This window comes from Paenibacillus sp. FSL E2-0201 (genome assembly GCF_037963325.1).
GTDB lineage: Bacteria > Bacillota > Bacilli > Paenibacillales > Paenibacillaceae > Paenibacillus_AQ.
The window spans coordinates 1,375,781-1,401,533 of record NZ_CP150154.1; the positions used below are offsets into that span (position 1 = coordinate 1,375,781).

Below are 25,753 nucleotides of genomic sequence, written 5' to 3' on the forward strand. Positions count from 1 at the left end.
TTCTGAACACGACATTCGATAAACAATCACTTAAATAAATGCTGGTAAGCAGAGTAATCGATTTTGTTCTTTTCGAGAAAATTGACGAGGAAACGATTGTCACGTCGCGGTGTGGCGACTATGTAACCTTTAATGCAATGATCACGAGTAACCTCTTTCGCATTGCTTTCCACTGCGATTTTTCCAATCTCAGCAGCAATAGAATGTTTGGCGATATCGCGAAACGGACTAGGCACAGGCTGAACAAGCTGGTCTAAAAAAGCTTTGGATTCATCACTCCAGAGTGATCGGCTGCGTTCTACCCAGTAATTTTGCCAGTCCAGCTTAGATTTTCCATCGGCTTTCGGCAATACCTTTAGGAATTTTCGGAACATAAAAAAACCGCCGATACACATGGAACCCAGCAGCATAAAAGTCCAGAAAGCGATAGAGTTCATGAACCAATTGCTCGGTGTTGCGGATAATAAACCAAGTCCTGATTGGATAGACATGCATACACCACCTTTTGGCAATGAGTATTCTCACATAATTTAATCTTATATTAAAGTATAGCTTATTTCCAAAGTTTTGCGAAGCAGAACCCAGCATATTGACCTTGTCTAGATTTATTTTTCTGATCACGGTAGAATAGGGGGTAATTCGTGAAGGAAAGAGGGAAGAAGTATGCTGAAAATAGGTTCACATGTGTCTTGCTCGGACAAGGGTCTTTTGACCGCAGCAAATGAAGCAAATGAGTATGGTTCCAGCTCATTTATGATATATACAGGAGCGCCACAGAACACGCGCCGCAAGCCGATTGATGCCATGTATCCCGTTGAAGGGAAGCAAGCAATGAAAGAAAATGGTGTGGAGGAGATTGTCGTCCACGCACCTTACATTATTAATCTCGCTTCCTATAAAGAGAATACGTATCAGTTGGCCGTTGATTTCTTACAAGAAGAAATTCGCCGTACGCATGCGCTTGAGGTCAAGCATATCGTATTACATCCAGGTGCTTTCACTGATAAGGACGCTGAATATGGTATCCAGCGGATTGCAGACGGCCTTAATGAGGTTCTTGGGGGAACCAATGAAACGGAAGTTCATATCGCCCTAGAAACTATGGCTGGCAAGGGAACAGAGATCGGACGCAGCTTTGAGGAGATTGCTTCGATCATTGCTAAGGTTGAACATAACGAGCGTTTGTCCGTATGTCTTGATACTTGTCACATTCATGATGCTGGCTATGACATCGTTAATGATTTGGATGGCGTTCTTAACCAGTTTGATGAGATTATCGGCTTGAATCGTCTTGGGGTCATCCACATCAATGACAGCAAAAATCCATGTGGAGCAGGTAAAGACCGTCATACTCCAATTGGATCGGGTTGGATCGGTTTTGATACGATTAACAAAATTGTCCATCATGAGAAATTGGCAGGGCTGCCTTTCATTTTGGAAACACCATGGGTGGGTAAGGATGCTAAGAAACAGCGTCCGATGTATGAGGTAGAGATCGCTTTGCTCCGTGGTAACGTAGCTGAACGATTTGGACCGGAGTTTATAGAAGATGTTGAAACACTCCGCGAGTTTTTTGCTAAGAAGGAGATCGATTCCCGTCAGTATGTGCTTAATGTCTGGGAGTTGCTGAAGAACGATGCCAAGGCTAAAAAAGCTGATCCGCGTGAACCGCTGGAGCGTCTATATGACGAAGTCATCGCTGCCGAGCTGTTCCCTGCGCTGAGCGAGGAAGCAATTAATCATCGCTTGATTGCATGGTTAGCAGGCAAGTAAGTGCTCGTTCATGCATAAGCTAGACTTCAGATTGCACATGTAGATGAGAGGATGGGATGGGGATCATGGAATTACACGTAAAAAGAAACAATTCGTCAGGTGCCGAATCATATTCCAACCGGGCGCGTATGCTCATTTCCTGTCCTGATGGACCGGGAATCGTGGCGGCAGTATCACACTTTCTGTATCAGCATGGTGCGAATATTGTGCAATCGGATCAGTACACAATGGATCCAGATGGCGGAATGTTCTTTATGAGAGTTGAGTTTGACCTTCCTGAATTAGGAGATCGTCTGGAAGAGATACGATCTTTGTTCGGCGGAGTGGCTGAACGTTTCAAGATGAACTGGAAAATTTTCAATGTTCGTCATAAGAAAAGATTAGCCATATTTGTCTCTAAAGAAGACCATTGTCTTGTGGAACTTCTCTGGCAGTGGCAAGCTGGCGATCTAGAAGCCGACATCGCTCTCGTTGTTAGTAACCATTTGGATATGAAATCGTATGTCGAGTCCTTCGGCATACCTTTCCACCATATTCCAGTTACAGCGGATACTAAGGCTGAGGCGGAAAAACGTCAGCTTGAAGTCATCGGAGACGACATTGATGTTATAATCCTGGCTCGTTACATGCAGATTATCTCACCGTCGTTTATTGAGCACTATCGTCACCAGATTATTAATATTCATCACTCCTTCCTGCCAGCCTTTATTGGTGGTAATCCTTACGCCCAAGCGTATCAACGCGGGGTGAAGATTATCGGAGCAACTGCTCACTATGTTACAGAAGAGCTTGATGGTGGCCCGATTATTGAACAGGATGTACAGCGGGTTAGCCACAGTGATGATGTCATCGAGCTGAAGCGGATTGGACGCACCATTGAACGGGTTGTTCTGGCTCGTGCAGTGAAGTGGCATATCGAAGACCGGATCCTCGTCCATCAAAATAAGACTGTAGTGTTTAAATAGAAAGGTTATTTTCTGGTGAAAGCCTATGGTGTGAACCTGAGCGCTTTTTACCGGAACCCTATAATCTAATAGTTCTCTAAATCTCTACAGGTAAAAAAGCATTTTACCAGCAGCTTGGCTATTTACGCCAAGTTGCTTTTTGTCGTTCTCAAAATCGTGTTTTTAAGGAGGTGGAAGGTTTGGCTTTACAGCGTGGGCAACTGCTAAAACGCAACTATTTCTTCGCAAGCCTCATTTTGATTACTGGAGTCGGCGGACTGCTGGGGTATGATCTTTATTTCAAGCCCTACGTGCTCTCCCGAACCGTGGTCAAAATAAAGGTGGAAGGCGGGGAGTTTCTTCCCAAAAACTATGAGCTGAAAGCAAGTGATGTGTATCTGGACTCTGTTCAGACCAAAGATATACCTTCCGGCGTAATAACTGAAATCGAACAGGTAGAGCACAAGATTACGAACGTAAATCTGACTAACGGAAGTATTTTGACAGCGTCGCTAGTGGATGTTAGTGATTTAGAGCCGCTGGAGGATGAAGGGATTTTTCCTATACCAAAGGAGGCTATCTATGCCATTAATGGTTCTTTGCGAAGCAGGGATAAGGTAGATATTTATCTAGTTGAAGGTGACAAAGAGAAGCAGAGTGAATCGGTTAGTCCGAATGTCAACAAGGACGGGGAAGAGCCGATTGGGCAAATTCCACTTAGTGAACCCGTCAAGGAGGTGTTTTTATCTGGAGTCACCGTGAACTATGTGCGAACTGAAGATAATAACGATGTGCTAGATTCAGAAAAGGGCAACAACAATAATCGATTCACTTCGACTGGCAAGGTGGCCACACCGGAACTGAAGCTGAAGAAAAGCGATGGACAACGGCTAGGACAATTTTTGGAGCAGGGGAAAAAGCTGTGGATCGTACGGGTCGAGTAGGAGGGAAGAGTCTTGAAAATTTTTAGTCTAGGAATAGATCAGTTAACGATTAATGATATCAAAAATGCGGGATTTATAGTAATCACACAAAGTGTACTTCCTGATCCATCTCATGCAGAGAACCATATGCTAATGGTTACTAGTGACCAGATTAAAGCTCAGTCACTTAGCGAACTGCGCCGGAATTATCCAAGTTCAACGATCCTATATGTATATTTGCAAAAGGGAATAAGTGGTTACCAAGCTGTACATATGCTCTGTGAAAGCTTAGGTATCTATTTCATCCCTCCTCGTTCTACCTCGTCAGTGGTGATAGAGAAAATTCGTTTTATTTTAGACGAGGATGGGGAGGAGCGGGGCAATCTGGTTGGATTTTTTGGCTCAGGTCCGGGAATTGGTTGTACAAGTGTAGCCAAACTATTCGCAAGGCGGATTGCTGCGTCAGGTCTCCGTGTTATTGTCCTTGGGCTTGATTTATATGATCCCGGACATGATCGTAAAGCGACCATCAGTCTTGATAGGCTTCGGTCAAGGCTTACAGGGAAAATGATACATGATGAGGATTTTGAACAATTCATTAAGCAAGATGGTTATATGTATCTTCCAGGCAATTACGATTACTTGAGCGCACAAGACTATCAGGAGGATGAGATTGAATATTTTTTGGCTAGGGCTGGAGCGAATGCGGATGTGGTTATTGCTGACTTTGGCTCAATTCCGGAAAGCGCTGCATGGTATGTTGGAATGCACAAATCGGCACTACGCATGATCGTCACTCATCCGAAGCATGAATACAGACTTGAACCTCTACTAGAGCTTGCGGGGCATATGGATCTACGTCCACATGATTTTCAACTGATTATTAACCGCAGCAATGTAGAAGAAATATCTTCACCTAAAAATCTTGCGCTTCGCTTTGGGACTGAAATCTTACTGGAGCTACCGTATTACCAGCCCTTGCAGGAGAGCTTGCCGTTAGGGAAAAAGGAACTGCAGTATGTAGATGATAAGGTACATTCTCTGCTAGTGTCGATGGGGCTAGCACCAGAAGCTAAAAAGAAAGGTATATTCCTATGAACGGAAATCAAACGAAGCGTCCGTTGTTCTCTCTGAAACAAAGCATTCTGCGCTTGAGTAAACCGGGTAAGGAAGACTTTTATACATTTTTGCAAAAAATGAAAAATGATATGAACCAAGGGCTGGAGCGTGAGGATGATGCCTACTTCGAGCTAAATGCGAAGGCACTAATAGGCGATCCGCAGGCAGTTAGCTTTTTTATGAATGAGATAGAAAAGTATTTACGGAAGACTCCATTTACGGGCAAGGTTCCAGAAGCATACCGGACGGTGGCAGAAGCGCTCTATCATGAGTGGAAGGGCTTTGGACCGGCGTATCGTTGGTTTACTGATCGTGCATACAGTGAGTCAACGGGGCTCCAGATGATTGGAAAGCAAATTTTTTATAACCATAAAGGTGAGTTTGTAGCTTATCCGTACGAGATGCCTTCTCTAGATCGGGTGGAGCAGTTAAAGCGTTCTTTATTAAAAAGTGATCCCAACAAAAAGCTGAACAAGGACAACCCTTCGGTGGAGTTCAAAATGGATGATCCGCTCTGGCCCGGACGATTTATCCGACTTGCCATTTGGGTATCCCCGAGAGTATGGGATGGCTTCACCACCATATCACTGCGGCGGCAGGTTGTAGAGTTCCTGAGTCTAGAAGATCAAGCAGGTACGGAATGTATTCCAGCGGAAGCGGTTGAAATGATTCGGGCGTTATCATCCACTTTTCGCAATACCATAATTGCGGGTGCTGTTGGATCAGGAAAAACAACCTTTGCAAATACGATCGTCGGCGAGCAACTGCTTGGATCCTCGTCTTGTATGGGTGTGGTGATGATAGAGAAGCATCCGGAGTCGATTTTACCTTATCAGATTAAAGGGCATCGAATTATTCCGATACAAGCTGCAAACGAGGAATTAATGGAGGTGGGGGTAGAGTCACTGCGGCATGACCCAAACATTTTGTATATGACAGAAATGCGGTATAACGAATGGGAATTTTACCTGTGGAGTGGGGAGAAGGGATATGACGGTATCACCGGAACCTTCCACACCGTGGATTCGGAGGACATTCCTTATCAAGGCGCTTTTGCCGTGTCGACAAGAATTGGCGGGAGTCTTAAGGGACATTTAATCTCTGCACTGAAATCATGCGAGCTAGTTTTTATTTTGGAGAGTGTTCCAAATGGGAAGAAGCGGCTGACGCGAATATCGGAAGTCTTTTATGAAGAGGAAAAGAACTCTGTATTTGCGAATGATCTGATGCGCTGGGAGCCTCAGAATATGAGTTGGTCTTATAATGACAAGCTGACGAAGAGCTTGATTCTGAAGATGTCTAAGAAAAATGAGCAGGCGACACAGTTGCTTCAGAAAGAGCTAGGACGACTTGCAACCGCAAAGTCAATGGATCAGCCAATTAAGGAAAGCTTGAAATCTAAGATCATTCTTAACGAGTAAGGGGGTGAAACTGTGGATCTATTATTGTATATTTTTCGTTTTATCCTCCATTTATTGATTGTGTGGGGAATGTGGCTGCTCATTAAACCACTAATTGAACGGCATTTATGGCAGGTGAGTCAGAAAGTAGATTTTCGGATCAAATATAAGATGAGTATTTTTGGTAAAAGGGTTAGCTCAGTAAAAAAAAGGCTGTGGCTTTACCGTCATCTAGATAATTTTCTGTATTTTGTACATCAAAACTATGAGCCGGGTGTAAGTGTTATGCGTTTTGTCGGGCGTACAGTAATAGTATTTATTGCGGTTTTTCTATCAGGACTACTGACGATCAGTGAGCTTCCTGGGCGACTTAGTTTTAACAATCCGTTTTTGGATGGAATCACCTTTAATGAAGGACAGTCGATCCAAGAGGCTTGGAGATTTCCGTTTTTTATGGCTGTGATTTCTGCGATGATTCCTTATTTTCGTATGAGATACATCTACGCACAGAGGAAGGTGCACGGAAGCTACGATCTACTTGATGTAGTCAAGATCTCTACCAAATTCACTCATTTGTCGGTAGATTCCATTCTTGATCGGACAGCTGATTTTCTTACGGATAAGAATGTGCTGAAAGGTCCATTGAAGCTGCTAGGGGCTGCATTTTCTAATTACAGTAATGAGAATGAGCTTGCCCAGGAAGCCGGAAGGTTTTCCGGTGCGATTGGCACTACTTTCGCTTTGGAGTTTATATCGGATCTGCTCTATGCCGAGAAGGAAGGAAGCCGTTATTTAAAAAGCTCGCTGATGCTATTAAACCGTTCTATGGAGCAACAGAGGGATACGATTTTGACTGTAAAAGCGGGCAGTAGAGATGCGATCAGCCTTGGCTTATACGGGAATCTATTGGTGCTAGTATCTACGGTTGGAACCTTTATGTATATGCTGAAGCCTGATGTCTATTTCCAATTGCAGTTTGAGACTACAGTAGGGCTTTCCTTTTTAATGGTGATCATTTCCGGTCTTTTTATTTCTTTTGTGATCAGTACTATTCTCGCCAGACCTAAACTGGACTACCACTAAGGTGATGAGCTATGGACAGATTGTTACTATTAGTTACTGTAATCGGGATTGTATATGTCGCATTACTTGTCTTTGTAAGCAGCAGTAGTAAACAGGAGAGATATCTTGTTCGATTAGGACTACGGTGGAATAAGCTTGGGGAACGGGTGCAGGGGGATAGACTTCAGCAATTATTGAATGACTCTGGTCTATCGATTTCAGCTCGTAAAATTACGCTTTTCCGTTATTCAGCAGCGCTGATTTATTTAATAACTCAAGTCATCAGCGATTTTATACGCTCCGATGCCTTTTCGATCTATGATCCTCTAATTGCTCTACTTATTCTCGTAATCAGTAGTCCGATGCGCTATCTTCCGTTTGGCTGGGTACTTGCATGGCTTCATCAAAAGACGGTTATTAAAAAAGACGGTGAGCTGATCTCTTTCATTCGTCTATACGAGAATAATCGGCTACGCAAGCGTGGATATGCACAATTTGGCACTTTTTGCGGGAGTACGGCTGGACATTTTCAATATATACGTCAGGACTTGTACGAGTTGTCAGAACGAGCAGTAGATGAGGGTGTGGAGGGGGCGATTGAATGGTTTTGTGCCAAGTTTCCGGATGACCATAGTTTTATTAATGACATTCGTTCCATTCTGCTGGCTACTGAGGGGATGGACGACGACACAGAAGCTGCTAATTATTTACGTGAGCAAGGGAAGATCATCTCCAAAATCTCCAGTGATCAGTATTTAAAAAAATGGTCTTTTATCGGTGATTTATCGACGATTATTAACGTTATCCCATCGATTGCTACTTTTTTGATGATCGTCGCGATGGCGATGCAGTACATTTTGCTGATCAAAGGGAATTTTAATGGGGTCGGCATGTTCCAGTGAAAAATTATATATTCAATATTATTTAAAAAATATAAAATAAAAGGGAGATTTTAACAATGAAAAAAGATGCTATTTCTACTGGTTTGTTTATCGCTATCGGATTTTTGTGCGTGGCCATCGTAATCGCGATTTTAGTTCCTTTGGTGCAAGATGTTATTAATGATACGGATGATAATAGACCGGATATCCCGGGTGTAACCTTAATTCAGCCGTTGGATTCCAGCCAAACTACAGTTGCTCGGGTCTTAACCCACACTTCGGTTTAACTCAATTATGAAAAAAGACTCGATCTCCATAGCAATGTTTCTAGCCATTGGTTTTGTAATCGCAGGGATGTTCATTACGGTAGCCACGCATATCATTGGCAGCAGTCAGGACGATATCATCACACATACTAAGCAAGTAGAGCAATATTAGGAGGAGGGGTTTCTATTGAAGGAGACCGTCCTCCGGGCATTATTCATGTGGCTTGTCCTGTTTATTATCCTGCAGCCCATTTTCACCTATATTGATTATCTGCTAGATTTGCAGGTCAAAGCTAATACGTCCTACATCACACAAAAAGCAGCAACTGAGGGGATGGTCACAGCATCTATGCGGAATGAAGTGATTTCAAATCTTAAGGCGATTGGGTTCTCGGAGGGTTCCATAGAAATCACAAGCAGCACGGACACTGTTCAGGAACGAAAAAAACGACTAGATGTTTTTGTAACGGCACCGCGAATAAATCTGTTTCCGTATAACTTTTCCACGGTTTCGCAGCCTACCCGATATTATGGGCATGGGTCAATTATGAGTGAATATCTCGATTGATTAAGGGATGAGCCTAATTTATGGATTACATTATTAAGCTGGCATTTGTCCTACTGATCTTTATTTACTCCTGGTTCTTTCAGATTCAGAATCAGGAGTGGGACATGCTGCGCAGCATGCTAAAAGATGCAAACAATATCGCTGTTCACGATGCCGCGCAGGAGTTAGATGAGATTGAACTCACGCAAGGCCGTCTAATTATCGATCCTACGCTTGCATACGATACTTTTCAGCATGCCTTACAGGCGAATCTTGGACTTGATAACGGTCTTTCTCCCAAAATGGGCAGCCGTTTTAAGAATCAAGTAAAGATCGTGAAGTTCGATATTGTTGATGATGCTGATGGAGTGACTTTTCCGCTTTTATACGAGGATAGTGAATATGGCATTACCAAATACATAGAGGGTCCCTCGGTTATTGCCGTCATTGAGACGGAACATCCGCTGCTGATCTCCAGAGCCAAAACACAAGAGCCAATCAGAGTACCAGCAGTTCAGGAGTATAAGTTCAATAAGTAGGGAAAATCCAATTGAGACTAGGGAGAGATTTAGGGATGAAGAAGAGAATTATAGAGGCGACTATGGCAACGACAATGTTATTAGGTGCAGTATTGGGGCAGGGAGTGGTTGCAAATGCGGAAGCGGTTACACCAGTAGCTACTGCTAAGCCAACAGCGGCGGTAAAACCTACAGCAAGCGTGAAACCAACAGCAACGCCGGTGCCTATTATGAGGGATAATCTGAGTAAATTTGGTCTGAAAAAAGAAGTGGATCTTCCAGTAACGGTAACGGCGGATGGGTTGAGTTATACGTTAGAGAAGATAATGATCTATGATGCAAAGTCAGTGGATGCTCAGACTCTTGCAAAACAATATGGCTATAATCTGAAAGATTCTAAGTACTTCATTTGGACCAAGATTACGGTGGAGAATATGAGCGGTAACATCGTTCAACAAAACATTAAGGATTTAAAAGATAAATGGCGCTTAAACTTCGGGGATTTGTCCAAAGGCGAAGCGTATACTAGCATGCCAGATAAAATGCTAGATATTAAAAATAGCAAACAAGCCCTATGGGATTGGAGTCTTAAATCTAGTGAAAAACTGAGTTCGTATCAAGGGTATTGCTACTCTGGCGATATTAATTACTTTAAGATTCGTGTAGATAATAAAAGCAACTCTGCCTCAAAGTACATTGTGGCGCCAAAGGAAATTAAACAATGATAAGAAAGAAAATATTAATACTTTCTTTTTTTGTCGCATGCCTAGTGATGGTGCCATCTCTGATTTATTCTGCTCAATCAACAGATGTTAAGCAAGGTACAGTAAGTGTCCCTTTGAGTACAGGATTAATCGGATCGGGGAATAGCACAAAAACTTTTTATCTGGATATTCCAATTGGGGTCACCAGTTCTGCGATCAAATCCGGAACACTCAAATATTCAGGGAATAACAGTGTTGTGGGGGCTATCACTCTGGAGAACGGGAAGATCAAGCTCACGCTGAAGGGAAATGAGAAGGATGAAACATTTCCGGTAATGGGAAAAGATGGGGCTTTTGAGGATTCTTTTATAAGCGTTCCCGGAAATTCCATCTGGCGCTATGCAGATGGTCGAAGATGGCAGATAAATGATTACAAAGATAACCAGGGAATTAACGTTAGCTATAACGTTAATGCCACTGATTATAGTACACCATCCGAAACACCGCCAACAAGAACGGTTATGACCAAATCTGATCCGGCTAATCCAAGTGTAGCAACATGGTATAGACAAGACCAGACTCAGGTGCCCTATAGTAGTGTAGTTCAATCTAGCATCAAGCTTAATCCACAAGCTCTTGTAGGTGATAAAGGGACTGTATCCGTTAAAAATGGCAAGTTTATAATTACTTATACTGTGCCGTCTGCAAAAAAAAGACCAGAAGAAGTGTCTGAAAGTTTTGGGAAAGGTGGACATGCTAAAGGTTGGCTCTATTATGTCACCCTGCCATATTATTTCGATGCAACTGCCAAAGTAACTTCTTACAGCTATGCTGGTACTGTGAACTTTGACTATAATCTCCCTACAGAACCTACACTTATCGGTACAGTAACCCTAAATAAACCTAATCCAAATCCTACGAAATTGGGAGATAAAGACGAACCCGTTCAAATTTCACTAATGGGGCAGCTTCAAGGATACAATGATGCTTCAAACATTGATGAGTGGGTGTTCTATGCTAAAGAGAAAGATAGGAACAACACACTCAAAACGAAAAAGGAGTCCGCAAAGACATTTAACGTAAGCACGTTATTTGACTTTGAAATTAAAAAGTCGAGTGTGACGGGCGAACATTTTACTCAGGAATATGCTTTAACCGTTCTCGTCCGTTTTAAAAAGCCAATCGTCACAAAGAATGGAACCATCACCTCTCTGGAACAGCCTCTACAGATTTCAGCAGGTGTTTATAAAAATCAACCCCTGGTTACTTTTCCTCCACCTCCGACCGAGCCAGCAGAACCGGAAGGAAAGCCGCCTATTGCAAGAATATCAACAGCTAGATACATAAAAGCAGGGGATGATATGCTCGTTAGCGGAAATGCTTCCTATGATCCGGATGGATATATCACTGATTATGCTTGGAGCACATCTGGAGCGCAGGGGAAAATAGGAAATGTCCCAAGGGGGTATGTATGGTATACCAGAGAGCAAGTTGGAGAGACATTTCCTATAGCGCTCACAGTCGTTGACAATGATGGACAAATAGGTAGTACAAGTACAGAAGTTACCGTCATTGAGCCGAAACCAGCAGCAATTATAGGTATCGAAGGAATACTTAAACAAAATCGTAAAACGACATTGTTTAATAGAAGCCAGAGTCCAACACGCTTTCCGTTAATCGCATCGAAAACACGAGTTACCATCACTGCTGTATCTGGCGGTACGAATGCAGATATTAAATATAGTGGTACATTATCTGAACTTGAAAGCAAAGACATCTTATTTAAGAAACCTGGTAAATATAAGGCTTCGATTTATGTGGAAAATACGCTCGGGTATTCTGATAGTGATGAGATTACTTTTGATATTGTGCCAGATGAAGCGCCGTACAACTACTTTACTCTGCCTGGAGTGGTATATCGAAGTCCTGATTACGGTAATAAAGCGGTGGTTTCATTGGATGATATCTCCTATTCGCCTGATAAAGATGTAGTGGGTTGGAGACTCTGGGAGTATCGCTATGATTCTAATAATGATGGCAGCTTTGAAGGAGAAAAATGGGTGATTTTTAGTAATGAAAATGCGGATCGTTTGAATTTAGAGCTGAGTGAGGTAGGGAAATATGAAGTCCGACTTACTGTCTTTGAAGAATTTGGTCAACCAACCATTGATGAGTTTGTGACAGAAGCTGATCGGAAATCTACAAATTCAGATGGCCAAAAGCTAAGCTCAAGAGTAGTAGAAGTGAAAAATCGAGCGCCAGAAGTGGATTGGTCCTGGTAGAAAGGTGCTTAAATGAAAAAAATAAAAGAAATGATCTCTCTAGTCCTTATAATCACTTTATTATTCGGATTAATGCCTAGCCAGAGCATATATATTCAAACCGTAGAAGCTGCGACTGGTGATCCGAATATCGTCAATTATAAGGATGTTAACATTCCTGCTTACTCCGAGTACCATGATGCAGGATGGAACTACGGAAATTCAAATATAACTATAAATAATCAAAAGCTTACTAATATTAAATACAATAAAATAACCAAACAATTAACATTTGCCATTAGTCCAGATACATTATTTACTTCAAAAGCAACTATCGCTCGTCATAAAGAAAGTGGTTCGTCGAGTATAGTCCAAAGTACTACTATGTGTGTTGGAGCAATAAGTGAGGGGGCAATGTCTCAAAATCTTCCGACTTACGCGTATGGTTGTCCATCTGGACCATATGGTCAATATGTCATGTTTAAACCACTTGAAAAACTGTTTTTCAAAGCATACGATACCGAACCAAATGTCGTTGATACTAAAATTAATTTAGCAACAGATACCCCTTATTCAAATTGGATTGGTTCAAATGTTTTTGATGGTATACCCAAAGGGATATCTATAGAATACTCGCTACGGATAGGCTATCAACATAACTCGGGCGGTTTGTCACCAGAAAATGGTTATGCTTTAATATCTTTTGGTCATACCATTCGATTTGTATACCCCTTAATACCGAACAGTCCACCTACCATTTCGTTAAATACACCTAATAATCAAGTCCTGCAGAACGAGCCTGGACGCAATACACTTAACATCGAGGGATATGTCCACGATCCAGATAATGATGATCTTATCGTAAGTGCGGAGATACCCAATGTATTTTATAGGAAGACGGTAGTATCTCAAACGAAAGGATATCAGTATTTCTCTATTCCTGTAGATGCTATAGGTGACTCTATTCCTCCAGGGGATTATACGATGACTGTAAAAGTAGCTGATCCTGCGAATTTGTCGGAATCTGTGAATATGACTTTTAAAGTTACCAATAGACTTAAGCGAAACGCTTTTGTCCTCGTGAATAGTCCTATCGAGAATAGCGGTACCACCTATGAAGACTATGAGGGAGATGCTAAATACGCTGATCGAGTGAGATATGATCATGATCCCAATTACTTTGATAACTCAATGGGTATTTTAGGGGATTCGGGATTATGGAGGACAAGCCTTTACACTTCATTTCCATATACCGGACAATATGTCGTGAGTTATCAAGCTAAGGATATACCGAAAAGGGATGCTCTCTTTGCTGAATATCAGATGTGGAGTAGAGATGCCGCATCTACGATGAGTTTTAAAGTTCACCGTAAGCCAATAGCGCTTTTTTCAGCAAGACTTATCAATGGAAATGTTCAATTAATAGACTTTTCCTATGATTTAGACCATATTACAAGTTCGGATAAAGGGATTATGCAGTGGCAATGGCAATATAAAAAGTCCTTTGATGAGATGTGGATCGACGGGCAGCCACCTGGGGGAGTTTTTGAGAAAGACAGTTACGACATTCGTTTAAGAGTCCGTGATGTGGATGGAGATAATGGAATCGGTGTATGGAGTGATTGGTGTCAACGTATTGTGGGGAATGCGTCTGTTAATCTACCACCCGTTGCATTATTTACCGTTGATCCGAATATCGTTTCTTATCGTAAATCTACGACCATTATTGATAAGTCTTTCGATCCAGATAATGATCCATTAGATGTATATTACTGGACTGTAATCAAAGACGGATGGAATAAAGTATGGGAACATTGGGGTGGAGCAACAACACCGCCGAATATCGCATCATTCGGTGAAGGGAATTATCAACTCAATCTACAAGTACATGATAATCGTGGCTTGTGGTCAGATTGGTACACTCAAAATGTAAAGGTAGTCAATCATCCACCGGCTGCAGCATTTACAATGCCTAACGAAATATACCGCGATACGATTATCACAATGGATAACTTAACACCAGATCCCGATGAAGATGGAGATGTTCTATCTTATGCCTGGAATACAAAATTTAATGACTCTCCCAACTACTGGGCAGGAAACAACCGTTATCAATCAATGACCATTCGTGATCTTATTAATCGTAACGGTATATCACATAAAAAAGCCATTTCTGACGGTTGGGAAATGCAGCTCACAGCTTCTGATGGAAGGTTAAGCTCTTATGCGACGCGCACATTTATGGTTAAGAATCATGTTCCTGTTGCTAAGATTAACGGACCTTCATCCGTAAATCAGTATGATACAAAACAATTTACGTCAGGCGATACCGATGAAGATACATCAGATCAAGGCTCATTAGAATACTACTGGAAAGTAACGAACAGTACGGGTGAAGTGAAATCGTATCTTACTCGCGATATTACGCTTACCTTCTCAGATCCGGGGATATATACGCTAGAACATTGGGCAATCGATCAGATAGGAGATAAGTCGAATATCGCAGGATTACAAGTCCAAGTAAAAGAGAATCTGGCACCTTCTATGACTTTAACTAGCCCTTCAGGCACAGCAACAAACCCATCTGTGATTGACTCGGACCAAGGCGATCCATTAATCAAGTGGACTTACGCGGATCCGGAAAATGATTCACAGGAGAAATACAGGTTAGAGTTCTTTGCGAAGGATGGTCTATTAGTCTCCACTATAGAAAATCCGGATCCTTCAGGATTGCTCAGACAATATCAAATCCCAAATAATACATTTGAACGGTTTGAATACTTTACAGTGCAAGGTCGAGCATACTCCAAATTTTCATGGTCAGATGTATCAAATGAAAAAACATTCATCATCGATAATGCTCCTAAGCCGGGATTCACTCTGATCACAGATACGGGAAGAGATGCTACAAAGGAACCGATCTACCGTACAGATGTTTTGAATATTAAAAGTACGGCTACGGACAAGGATGAGCCTAAAGGAGATAGCATTAGCCTTAAGTATTATCTGAAAACATCAAATGGTTCAGAAGCTCTCGCAAGTGTAAAAAATGACTTTACCAAGCAATTTAGCAGCAATGGTACCTTTACGTTTAGACAACGTGTAACAGATTCTCTAGGGCTATATCGAGATCTTTCCCAGAATGTTACCATAGTCAACCGTATACCTACAGTTTCGATAACGTACCCAACCAGTATGGACTCGTCAAATCCCACAATCGCAAGTACACTCACACCAATCATTAAATGGGATTATCAAGATGAGGACGGAGATCTGCAGCAACGCTATAAGGTGCGGATTATTAACTTGGCCACCGGTGCAATCAAGGTCCAATCCGGTGAACAAGTATCAAGCGCTAAGCAATGGCAGATTCCAGCTGGTTCACTAATCGAGAACGAGAAGTATGCCGTCGAGGTTGAAGTTTTTGACGGATTCAGCTGGAGCAATGTTTCTGCACGTAAATACTTTATGGTGAATCTATTAAGTATAAAAGGTGCAGTGAAGCACACCGAAGAGTGGAACAACAACCGTAAAGGTTATAACTTGAAAAAGAGCGGAAATGAGGAGAGTCCAAGAGGCTACAACGTATTTTGGGCAGGAGAACGTTTTATTCTGCAAGGTACAGCAACAGGTCTCCCGGATACTGTGCAAGTGACCATGAACGGAGAGTTCACTACGCAGCTCAGCCCAACTAACGACGATAAAACCTTCTGGACAGGTGAAATGTACGATAGTTCATTTGATAAGCTACCAGATGGACCGGTTACTTTTACCTTTACGGCTCAGAATGTGTACAACATCAAAACGGATACCGTTACAGTTGTTATATCATCGGATTGGTCGGAGTATTTCCAGAGTCATCGGATTAAGTAGAGTAGGACCCTATATCATCTATCCCATCTCTTTTTTTTGCTGACTTCTTGGTATCATGTTAATGTTGAAGCAATGTATTAAACATTGATAGGGGTAGGTAAATGATTCGAGAATTAATACCAGCGGAAATGAAATCAATCTTGAGTTCGATTAATAGAGAACAGCATTTTTTATACTATTCATACCTTACAGCTCGTAAGCATAATTCGGTACACTATGGACAGTTTACAGACCAGGGGGAGCTGCTCGGCGTACTGGCCTTTTTAAGGGGGCTCCCGTTCCATGCTTTTTCCGTATTCCCTGTGGAGAAGTCATTTTGTCTCCGGTCCGTGCTTTCATTTATGAAAGACCAACTGAATTTACCTGACAATGCTGTCGGTAGTGTAATCGTTAATGAAGAAGTTATGGCTCTACTTGCTTCACAGCTTGAGCTTGTTAAGTCTCCCAAGAAATTGCTTCTAATGAAGCATATCCATCAAGAAGCGTTACCACCGGTGGATACAAGTGTTGTACATTTGGGCCCCTCTAATTTTGAGCTTATTGAGTCTAAAATGGCCGATTTAGATACAATGGCTTTTTCAAAAGAAGAACTACAGTATCCGTTCTATGGTGTGATGGAACAACGTGAGCTGATTGCGGTAGGGGGATACCATATTTATAGAGAGGATTACGTTGAATTGGGCAACATCGGAACGGATGTAAGATGGAGAAGGCAAGGCTACGGAAAAAAGATCTGCACAGAGCTCACCCGATCGGGAAGAAGGGTTACCTCCAATGTGTATTTAAATGTCCTTGAAGAGAATATCGGTGCAATTACACTATATCAATCGTTGGGCTATGCCCTCATGTGCAAACAGTACATGGTTGAGTTTGTTATTTGAGGGTTAATTAAAAAGGACGAAGTGGAATTACGTTCCACTTCGTCCTTTTTCACAAGCCTAGAACCTTTTATACGACCCCTTCAGTCCGGTCTTCATTCATCCGCATCATTCGTGCGGCAACCGAAGTAGTATGTAATGGTAAAGAGGATGGGCGCGCAGATGCTCTCTGAGCTCTACGTAAATAATAGGATAGCTTGCCAGTAAAAATCTTATGTGCACAGAGTGAAAGAGCGAAATCTTCCGGTGTAACGAAGCAGGAAGGCTTATTCACAGGCTGAACTGCAGTTTCTTCAAATAAAGAGGCAACGAAATGGGAACAAAAATAAGCATTTTCTCTATCGATTTTAATATTCAGAAGCACACCGATTAATCCTAAAAGATGGTATTTATAACGTTCTTGATTTTGCATCATCCCTTGGACATGATTGTACATCGTATCGTATTCCTCAGCGCTAACACGCAACTGATAAATAGAACAATTCGCACTGCTATAGAAAGGGTCAATAAAGTTCTCCTGAATTAGACCTGCCACGAATGGATTGTGCATTTTTTTTCTTCCGAAGCTGTATACCTCCCGCAGTTCACAGTCAAAGGCGATCGAAGCATGATTCAGATCGGCTTTTGTAAACCACTTTATAAAACCACTAAAGGCCGTACCTGTACCGGTAAGCACGATAAAGATGTCCTTATTCGAACTCATGTTCAAAGTTCCTTTCCACTAGGAAATGTTGGATAATGCATGAAAATTATGCTTAACTAACTCCATCTTACTGCATATTTGAGCATTGTAAAACAATCTTTAGTCGTAATTAAAAACTAGACCATAGACTAGTGCAATTTTGGCTTGTCTCATAGTTCTTGTGTGTATATAAATACGTCGATATTGCAAAACATAAGCTGTTGAAATAAAGAGTTTTTAAAAACAATTGGAATTGCTTCCACACTAATGATACAATAAGAGTCAAAATGACATTCTTGAGATTTCAGAGGAGGAACTATTAAATGAGTGAACAAGAACAAGCGATTCAAAAGGAAGAAAACTCAACTGTAGATAACCTGTCCATTACAACGATTCGTACTTTGGCGATTGACGCCATTGAAAAAGCAAACTCCGGTCACCCAGGTATGCCAATGGGTTCTGCACCAATGGGTTACCAATTGTTCGCAAAAACAATGAAACACAACCCTGATCATCCGACATGGGTAAACCGTGACCGTTTTGTATTGTCCGCAGGACATGGTTCTATGCTTCTTTACAGCTTGTTGCACCTTAGTGGTTATGATCTTCCTATGGAAGAATTGAAAAATTTCCGTCAATGGGGCAGCTTGACTCCGGGTCACCCAGAAGTAGGTCACACCGCTGGTGTTGATGCTACTACAGGTCCACTTGGACAAGGTATTGGTATGGCTGTTGGTATGGCTATGGCTGAAGCGCAATTGAGCGCTACCTACAACAAAGATGAACATAAAGTGATTGACCACTATACTTACGCTATTTGTGGTGACGGTGACCTAATGGAAGGGATCTCTTCTGAGTCCGCTTCACTCGCTGGTCATTTGAAGCTGGGCAAATTGGTTGTATTGTATGATTCAAATGATATTTCCCTTGATGGTAAATTGAACCTTTCCTTCTCCGAGAACGTAGCTCAACGTTTTGATGCTTACGGTTGGCAAGTACTGCGCGTTGAAGACGGAAATGATCTTCCTGCGATTGCCAAAGCGATTGCTGAAGCACAAGCTGAGACTAGCAAACCGACTTTGATCGAAGTGAAAACTGTAATTGGTTATGGTAGCCCTAACAAACAAGGTAAAGGCGGCCATGGCGGTACTCACGGTTCCCCGCTTGGAGCAGAAGAAGCTAAGCTGACTAAAGATTTCTACAAGTGGGTATACGAAGAAGATTTCTATGTACCTGATGAAGTTCGTGCTCATTTTGCAGAAGTGAAGAAAAACGGAATCGCAGCTAACAAAGCATGGGACGAAAAATTTGCAGCTTACAAAAAAGCATATCCAGAGCTTGCTGCACAATTCGAAACCGTAATCAACGGCGATCTTCCAGAAGGCTGGGATGCTAACCTTCCAACTTACACTACTGAAGATAAAGCCGTATCGACTCGTGTCGCTTCCGGTAGTGCACTTAACGGTCTGACTGCTGGCGTTCCTCAGCTTGTGGGCGGTTCCGCTGACTTGGAAAGCTCCACTATGACGCATTTGAATGGTTTAACATCGTTCACTTCAGAATCTTATGATGGCCGCAATATTTATTTCGGCGTACGTGAGTTTGGTATGGCAGCTGCGATGAACGGTATTGCACTGCACACGGGTCTTAAAGTATTCGGAGGAACATTCTTCGTATTCACAGACTACCTGCGTCCAGCTATTCGCTTGGCTTCGATCATGAAATTGCCAGTAACCTATGTACTGACACATGACAGTATTGCAGTCGGTGAAGATGGTCCTACGCATGAACCAATCGAACAATTGGCTTCCCTGCGTATCATCCCAGGTCTGACAGTTATTCGTCCGGCTGATGCTAACGAAACTTCTGCAGCATGGGCTTATGCTATGGAAAACAAAGAGAATCCGGTTGCTTTGGTTCTGACTCGTCAAAACTTGCCGATTCTTGCAGGAACCGTTGATGGCGTTCGTGAAAACATCAAACGTGGTGGTTATGTTGTCTCTGATTCCAAGAATGGCACTCCACAAGCACAACTGATCGCAACTGGTTCTGAAGTACAACTGGCTGTTAAAGCACAAGCTGCTTTGGCTGAAGAAGGTATTGATGTTCGTGTAATCAGCTTACCAAGCTGGGATCTGTTCGAAAAACAAGATAAGGAATACCGTGATTCCGTAATTCTTCCAGGAGTTAAGGCTCGTCTTGCTATCGAAATGGCACAAACCTTCGGCTGGGAACGTTACACTGGTGACCAAGGCGATATCCTCGGCATCACTACTTTCGGAGCTTCCGCACCTGGCGACAGAGTAATGAAAGAATACGGCTTTACTGTTGAGAATGTAGTTAGCCGTGTGAAAGCACTTCTGTAATTAACTGAATAATCATTAGGGGGAGAACAAGTAATGAGTCAGTTTAACAACGCAACGATTGAAAAAGCAGCCAATGTATATTATGGCGGACAAGTAACCAGCCGTACGGTAATTTTACAGGATGGAACTAAGGTGACACTTGGCATCATGTTGCCTGGTGTATATGAATTTGGTACGGATGGTCCTGAAATTATGGAGATTCTGTCCGGTGATCTTAAAGTGCTGCTACCCGGCAGCGAAGTATGGCAGGAGATTAAGGGAGCGGAGACGTTCAATGTTCCTGGAAACTCAAAATTTGCGTTGGAAGTATTCGGTGTAACTGATTATTGCTGTTCTTACCCAGTATTGTAATTCAAAGTATAGAAATGAAGAAGTATCCCGGTTGCCTCGGCAGCCGGGATACTTCTTTTTGTGTACCCAGGATAGAGCAAAAAATCAAAAGAAAATATGCAATTATTTAAAAAAGATTAATATAATTAATTTATTGACTAAAATATGACATTCTCATATACTTCCAATATCAATTTAGTAGACTGATATTTTTATCAGTAGACAGATATAGGAGATGACAACATGAGAAAGACAGATTTTCGCAAGGGAATACATAAGATTACACTATTGTTGCTCAGTTGTGTGCTGCTGGTAACTGTATTCGTAACAGCAGCGCCGGTTCAGGCAGCAACGAATATAGTGAATCCCAATCAAGTCTATTCTTATAACTTAATGAAAAGGGATATTGAGAGGTTAGTGCAGGAATACCCTGATCTGGTAATGTCCGAATCTTTAGGGCAGTCTCCTTATGGACGGGATTTGTGGGCGGTGAAGTTAGGCAGAGGAGAATCAGTGCTTTTTCTTAACGGTTCGCATCATGCTAGAGAGTGGATGACAACTAGTTTATTGATGAAAATGCTCGATACGTATGCCCAGGCTTATAAAACTAATGGGAAAATAGGGGGCTATAACGTACGCAGTTTGCTTGATCAAGTCAGCATTTGGATCGTTCCGATGGTTAATCCGGATGGCGTTACTTTATCCCAACAGGGCACTGAAGGTCTTCCAGCCAATTTGGCCAAAACGCTGCTAAAATATAATGGGAACAGCACAAACTTTACTCGCTGGAAAGCAAATATGCAGGGAATTGACCTTAACCGTCAATATCCGGCTAACTGGAACACCATAAAGAATACGGCTTCAACTCCTTGGTATCAGAATTATAAAGGGAAGAAGCCAGCTGAAACCTCTGAAGTGCAGATGATGATGGAATTGACGGAAAGAATTGATCCGGAAGTAACAATTTCATATCACAGCTCTGGTGAAATCATATTTTGGAATTTTAATTCTCTCCGCAGCAATCTTAACCGCGACAAAACAATAGCTCGGACGCTTGGTAATCTGACAGGCTATTCTCTGGTAGCTCCGGAGAAGAATCCTTCCGGGGGTGGTTATAAAGATTGGTTCATTCAGAAGTATGGCCGTCCCGGGTTCACAATTGAAATTGCAAGTTATGTGGGGGAGACCAATGTTCCCTTAAAACAGTTTGATAAGATCTGGTCAGAGAATAAAGAGGTTGGGCTTTACTCTGCGCTACAATCCTATTCCTTATGGCTGAATAAGCAGAAGCCTCAATATCCTCAGCGATCCATGAGTTTGCTGTCGGGAACGGAACTTTATACTAAAATTGGAGCTTCAACAGGAGGTATCAATCTGCAGCCGCAAATGCTTCAAGTGATTGCGAAGAAGGGCGATTGGTATCAGGTTCAAGCAGCGGAAGGACTGGGATGGATTCATCCTTCTCCGGGAAAGCTTGTTATCGTCGAGGAAATATTTGCGAATGCTGAATTCCAGCAAAGTATACCTGCTTATAAGTACCCAGATACATACGCTCCTAAAGTGGTCTCTCTCAATCCGCAGTCTGTCCAGGTCAAGGGAAGATGGGGCACCTGGTTATTAGCCACTACCCCGAGCGGGAGCTGGTGGATTGATGGACGTAAGGCAAAGCTCGTTTGGCCGATAGAAGAGACAGTACAGGAACCGGCAAGTGACGCCGGAATAACCGGCGAAGAACAACCTGATTTTATAACTACTCCATAGTAGTACATACATATTTGCAGTAACAGTAAAGGGGTCTCAAGCCAAGTTCATTCTTGGCTTGAGACCCCTTCTAGAAATATAAGGATAAAATATAAGTTTCACACTATACTTTATCCTTATATTTCTCACATAAACGCTTATCGTCCTGATAAGGACGCCGAAGCCGCTCTTGCTTGATAATCCTTTTTTTCGATATGAATCTTGTATTTATTACTGGTCTGCTTTACTGCCGATTTTCTGCCCGATCCATTCTTCATAGGATTTGACCACTGCGGACAGATCCTCATCAGCGAAGCCGTGGTTGAATCCTGCCTGAAACATGCTCTTAGCTACACCGAGCATAGGCGTAGGCACGCCAGTGGAGTCGCTTAGCGAGGAAGCCAGCTTAAGATCTTTCAGCATAAGACCAAGAGAGAACTGATTGCTGAAATCATTATCGATAATTTTCTGACCCTTCAGCTCGGCCTGCTTGCTGCCCGCAGAGCCATTCTTAACAAGCTCCAGGAATTTATCGGCAGGCACACCGGATTTGACAGCGATGGAGAAGCCTTCAGCTAGAGCGACATTGTGAATGCCAACCATTGCATTATGTGCCAGCTTCGCTGCAGCACCGCTACCGTTGTCGCCCATATGCAGGAGTAGCCGGCCCATAGTATCGAAGATATCGCGATGCTGTTCTATAACTTCAGCACTGCCTCCAACCATGAACACCAAGGTTCCGTCAATAGCTGCCGGTTTGCTACCAGTTACTGGTGCGTCTAGGAAATGTCCGCCGCGAGCTTCTACAGCAGTGGCGATTTCGTGAACTAGTCCTGGAGAAATGGTACTGGAATCAATAATCAAGCCGCCTGGCTTAAGCGCATCGAGAATCCCATTCTGACCATAAAACACTTCACGAACCGAATCATCATTACTGATCATGGTAATAATAACATCCTTACCTTCAGCGGCAGCACGTGGTGTAAGAGCAGTCTGAGCACCTTCTGCTTCAAGAGGTTTACATTTAGCTGCCGTACGGTTGTACACCGTCACCTGAAAGCCGCCGCGAAGCAAGTTGGAAGCCATTGGCGCTCCCATTGTTCCAAGTCCGATAAAACCGATTTGTTTCATTTGTATAGCCACCTTCCGTTTTCTTCATTCTATCACGGCACTTAGGCTAGCACCACAGCTCGGCCATGCCTATTGACGCGGGAAACGCTTCCATGAAACTTTCGAAAACTTGGTTCTAAAGCCCGGGATGTGCCCTAAGACCTTGCCAGTCAAGGCAAATTAAAGTATCCTAATTATAAAGTTGTAACAAGCGGTTTCAAATTTAAAGAGATAAACAGGAGGTTTCCATTACCGATGTCTAAGAAGATTAATTTTGACTACACCAAAGCCCTTTCTTTCTTCAACCAACAAGAAATTGACAACCTTGCCGCCCCAGTTAAGTTAGCACACGAACAGTTGCATAATAAGACTGGTGTAGGTTCCGACTATCTTGGATGGATTGATCTTCCATCAGCTTATGATAAGGAAGAATTCGCACGCATTCAGCAAGCTGCCAAGAAGATCCAGAGCGATTCCGAAGTACTGATTGTAATTGGTATTGGTGGTTCTTATCTGGGAGCACGCGCAGCGATTGAAGCGCTCTCGCATTCTTTTTACAATAACCTTTCTAAAGATAAGCGCAAAACTCCAGAAGTTTATTTCGCGGGTAACAACATCAGCTCTACATACATCACGCATTTGCTTGATCTAGTAGAAGGCAAAGACTTCTCCGTGAACGTAATCTCCAAATCCGGAACTACAACTGAGCCAGCTATTGCTTTCCGCATTTTCCGCGCAGCTCTGGAGAAGAAATATGGCAAGGAAGAAGCTCGCAAACGTATTTACGCTACTACAGACAAGGAAAAAGGTGCCCTTAAGAAATTGGCTACTGAAGAAGGTTATGAATCCTTCATCATTCCAGACGATGTAGGCGGACGTTACTCCGTATTGACACCTGTAGGCTTGCTTCCAATCGCTGTAGCAGGTATTAACATTGAAGAGATGATGCAAGGTGCTGCTGCCGCTGCGGATGAGTTCAATAATCCGGATGTAGCTACTAACCAAGCTTATCAATATGCTGCAGTTCGTAATGCTCTGTATCGTAAAGGTAAGACAACTGAAATCCTCGTTAACTATGAGCCTTCCCTACACTTTGTATCCGAGTGGTGGAAACAATTGTTTGGCGAGAGCGAAGGTAAGGATTTCAAAGGTATTTATCCTTCTTCCGTTGATTTCTCTACGGATCTACACTCCATGGGTCAATTTATCCAAGAAGGTAACCGTAATATCTTTGAAACGGTAATCCAAGTAGATCAAGTGGCTCATCATGTGACCATTGAGAACGATCCAGATGATCTGGATGGCTTGAACTTCTTAACAGGAAAGACTATGGATTTCGTAAATAAGAAGGCTTTCCAAGGTACAATGCTTGCGCATACAGATGGTCAAGTACCTAACCTTATCGTTACTATTCCTGATCAAACACCATACACATTTGGTTATTTGGTTTACTTCTTTGAAAAAGCTTGCGGCATCAGCGGTTACCTGCTCGGTGTTAATCCATTCGACCAACCAGGCGTGGAAGCATATAAGAAGAATATGTTCGCGCTGCTTGGCAAACCGGGTTACGAAAAAGAAAAGGCAGAGCTGGAAGCAAGACTTACAGAATAGTATTGCAGCAGTATTTTAGAGACCATTCATACTAGTGTAAGTCACCAGGAGCAGTCCATAGGTAATCCAATACCGGGGACTGCTCCTGACATTATATGAAGACATCATATGTATATAAGGACTGGAATAATTATGTTAGAACAATATCGGACGGTGCGCTCTTCCGGCTCCAAGGAAGTCGTAATCCGCAAATCTCGCTTCATTGGTCATGTTATGCCGGTTGAGAATGAAGAAGAAGCAATGTTGTTTATCGAAGACATTAAGAAGAAACATCGGGACGCAACGCATAACTGTTCTGCTTATGTGATTGGGGAGAGAGACGAAATCCAGAGGCAATCGGACGACGGGGAGCCGAGTGGAACAGCCGGCAAACCGATTTTGGAAGTAATTCGCAACCAGGGAGTTAAAAATGTCGCAATTGTTGTTACCCGTTATTTCGGAGGCATTATGCTGGGTGCCGGAGGGCTGATTAGAGCTTATACGGATGGAGCAGTGCTTGCGCTAGAAGCAGGAGAAGTGATCACCCGTGTGCTAAGACGAGAGGTATTCGTAGAAATTGAGTACACTTGGCTAGGCAAGGTTGAGAACGAACTTCGGGGAAGAGGTATTCAAACCGGCGAGACTTTGTTCACCGATAAAGTAACGTTGTTATGTTTACCGCGAAATGATGAGGGAGACGCATTTATGGCATGGATAACAGATCTAACCCAAGGGCAAGCCTTGGTAACGGAAGGGCGGCGGATTTACTACAGCGAAGGGGATTAG

The 25,753-nt window shown here is 42.6% G+C and carries 23 protein-coding genes; 20 read left to right on the plus strand and 3 right to left on the minus strand.

Features of this window, described 5'->3' with window-relative positions; all coding sequences use genetic code 11:
- Positions 1 to 26: 26 nt before the first annotated feature.
- Positions 27 to 491, minus strand: a complete 465-nt coding sequence (locus NSU15_RS06145; RefSeq protein WP_042124904.1) for a DUF2621 domain-containing protein — start codon at positions 489 to 491, stop codon at positions 27 to 29.
- Between the two features lie 172 nt (positions 492 to 663).
- Here NSU15_RS06145 and NSU15_RS06150 point away from each other — a divergent pair, with 172 nt between their 5' ends.
- From NSU15_RS06150 to NSU15_RS06220, 15 genes are all read left to right on the plus strand, one after another.
- A complete protein-coding gene (locus NSU15_RS06150) occupies positions 664 to 1,773 on the plus strand; it encodes a deoxyribonuclease IV (RefSeq protein WP_076118117.1) in 1,110 nt (369 codons plus the stop codon).
- A 65-nt stretch (positions 1,774 to 1,838) separates the two neighbouring features.
- Positions 1,839 to 2,738 carry a formyltetrahydrofolate deformylase gene (gene purU, locus NSU15_RS06155; RefSeq protein ID WP_042124906.1) on the plus strand — a complete coding sequence of 300 codons (900 nt, stop codon included), beginning with the start codon at positions 1,839 to 1,841 and terminating at the stop codon, positions 2,736 to 2,738.
- A gap of 179 nt (positions 2,739 to 2,917) precedes the next feature.
- On the plus strand, positions 2,918 to 3,661 hold the full coding sequence (locus NSU15_RS06160) for an SAF domain-containing protein (RefSeq protein WP_076118116.1): 744 nt from the start codon (positions 2,918 to 2,920) through the stop codon (positions 3,659 to 3,661).
- Positions 3,662 to 3,673: 12 nt separating this feature from the next.
- Positions 3,674 to 4,738 (plus strand): hypothetical protein, encoded by a 1,065-nt coding sequence (locus NSU15_RS06165; protein ID WP_339289605.1) that lies wholly within the window; start codon positions 3,674 to 3,676, stop codon positions 4,736 to 4,738.
- Complete coding sequence (locus NSU15_RS06170) at positions 4,735 to 6,180, plus strand: ATPase, T2SS/T4P/T4SS family (protein WP_339289607.1); 1,446 nt, start codon at positions 4,735 to 4,737, stop codon at positions 6,178 to 6,180. The genes NSU15_RS06165 and NSU15_RS06170 overlap by 4 nt, the downstream gene beginning before the upstream one ends.
- A 12-nt stretch (positions 6,181 to 6,192) precedes the next feature.
- Entirely contained in the window at positions 6,193 to 7,242 is a 1,050-nt protein-coding gene (locus NSU15_RS06175; protein WP_339289609.1) for a hypothetical protein, read from the plus strand.
- Between the two features lie 11 nt (positions 7,243 to 7,253).
- Positions 7,254 to 8,123 carry a hypothetical protein gene (locus NSU15_RS06180; protein ID WP_339289610.1) on the plus strand — a complete coding sequence of 290 codons (870 nt, stop codon included), beginning with the start codon at positions 7,254 to 7,256 and terminating at the stop codon, positions 8,121 to 8,123.
- Between the two features lie 56 nt (positions 8,124 to 8,179).
- Positions 8,180 to 8,389, plus strand: a complete 210-nt coding sequence (locus NSU15_RS06185; protein WP_339289611.1) for a hypothetical protein — start codon at positions 8,180 to 8,182, stop codon at positions 8,387 to 8,389.
- 7 nt (positions 8,390 to 8,396) lie between these two features.
- Positions 8,397 to 8,540, plus strand: coding sequence for a hypothetical protein (locus NSU15_RS06190; RefSeq protein WP_156113062.1), 144 nt, complete (start codon positions 8,397 to 8,399; stop codon positions 8,538 to 8,540).
- Positions 8,541 to 8,555: 15 nt separating this feature from the next.
- Complete coding sequence (locus tag NSU15_RS06195; protein WP_042124914.1) at positions 8,556 to 8,936, plus strand: hypothetical protein; 381 nt, start codon at positions 8,556 to 8,558, stop codon at positions 8,934 to 8,936.
- A gap of 20 nt (positions 8,937 to 8,956) precedes the next feature.
- On the plus strand, positions 8,957 to 9,454 hold the full coding sequence (locus tag NSU15_RS06200; RefSeq protein WP_339289612.1) for a hypothetical protein: 498 nt from the start codon (positions 8,957 to 8,959) through the stop codon (positions 9,452 to 9,454).
- 35 nt (positions 9,455 to 9,489) lie between these two features.
- A complete protein-coding gene (locus NSU15_RS06205; protein WP_339289613.1) occupies positions 9,490 to 10,158 on the plus strand; it encodes a hypothetical protein in 669 nt (222 codons plus the stop codon).
- Positions 10,159 to 10,205: 47 nt separating this feature from the next.
- A complete protein-coding gene (locus NSU15_RS06210) occupies positions 10,206 to 12,419 on the plus strand; it encodes a hypothetical protein (protein WP_339289614.1) in 2,214 nt (737 codons plus the stop codon).
- A 12-nt stretch (positions 12,420 to 12,431) separates the two neighbouring features.
- Entirely contained in the window at positions 12,432 to 16,271 is a 3,840-nt protein-coding gene (locus NSU15_RS06215; protein ID WP_339289615.1) for a hypothetical protein, read from the plus strand.
- A 101-nt stretch (positions 16,272 to 16,372) separates the two neighbouring features.
- A complete protein-coding gene (locus NSU15_RS06220) occupies positions 16,373 to 17,152 on the plus strand; it encodes a GNAT family N-acetyltransferase (RefSeq protein WP_339289617.1) in 780 nt (259 codons plus the stop codon).
- A gap of 67 nt (positions 17,153 to 17,219) precedes the next feature.
- Here the strand turns inward: NSU15_RS06220 and NSU15_RS06225 are convergent, their stop codons facing one another.
- Positions 17,220 to 17,852 carry a hypothetical protein gene (locus NSU15_RS06225; RefSeq protein WP_042124922.1) on the minus strand — a complete coding sequence of 211 codons (633 nt, stop codon included), beginning with the start codon at positions 17,850 to 17,852 and terminating at the stop codon, positions 17,220 to 17,222.
- Between the two features lie 302 nt (positions 17,853 to 18,154).
- Here NSU15_RS06225 and tkt point away from each other — a divergent pair, with 302 nt between their 5' ends.
- From tkt to NSU15_RS06240, 3 genes are all read left to right on the plus strand, one after another.
- Positions 18,155 to 20,197: a transketolase gene (gene tkt, locus NSU15_RS06230; protein ID WP_042124923.1), complete on the plus strand. Its 2,043-nt coding sequence runs from the start codon at positions 18,155 to 18,157 to the stop codon at positions 20,195 to 20,197.
- A 33-nt stretch (positions 20,198 to 20,230) separates the two neighbouring features.
- Positions 20,231 to 20,548 (plus strand): pyrimidine/purine nucleoside phosphorylase, encoded by a 318-nt coding sequence (locus tag NSU15_RS06235; RefSeq protein ID WP_042124925.1) that lies wholly within the window; start codon positions 20,231 to 20,233, stop codon positions 20,546 to 20,548.
- Positions 20,549 to 20,770: 222 nt separating this feature from the next.
- Entirely contained in the window at positions 20,771 to 22,288 is a 1,518-nt protein-coding gene (locus NSU15_RS06240; RefSeq protein ID WP_339289618.1) for a M14 family metallocarboxypeptidase, read from the plus strand.
- 210 nt (positions 22,289 to 22,498) lie between these two features.
- Here NSU15_RS06240 and NSU15_RS06245 read toward each other — a convergent pair whose 3' ends face one another.
- A complete protein-coding gene (locus NSU15_RS06245) occupies positions 22,499 to 23,398 on the minus strand; it encodes an NAD(P)-dependent oxidoreductase (RefSeq protein WP_076118093.1) in 900 nt (299 codons plus the stop codon).
- A gap of 234 nt (positions 23,399 to 23,632) precedes the next feature.
- Between NSU15_RS06245 and NSU15_RS06250 the strand changes: the two genes are divergently transcribed.
- Together NSU15_RS06250 and NSU15_RS06255 are read left to right on the plus strand one after the other, a co-directional pair.
- Positions 23,633 to 24,988 (plus strand): glucose-6-phosphate isomerase, encoded by a 1,356-nt coding sequence (locus NSU15_RS06250; protein WP_042124930.1) that lies wholly within the window; start codon positions 23,633 to 23,635, stop codon positions 24,986 to 24,988.
- 132 nt (positions 24,989 to 25,120) lie between these two features.
- Complete coding sequence (locus NSU15_RS06255; RefSeq protein ID WP_076118091.1) at positions 25,121 to 25,753, plus strand: YigZ family protein; 633 nt, start codon at positions 25,121 to 25,123, stop codon at positions 25,751 to 25,753.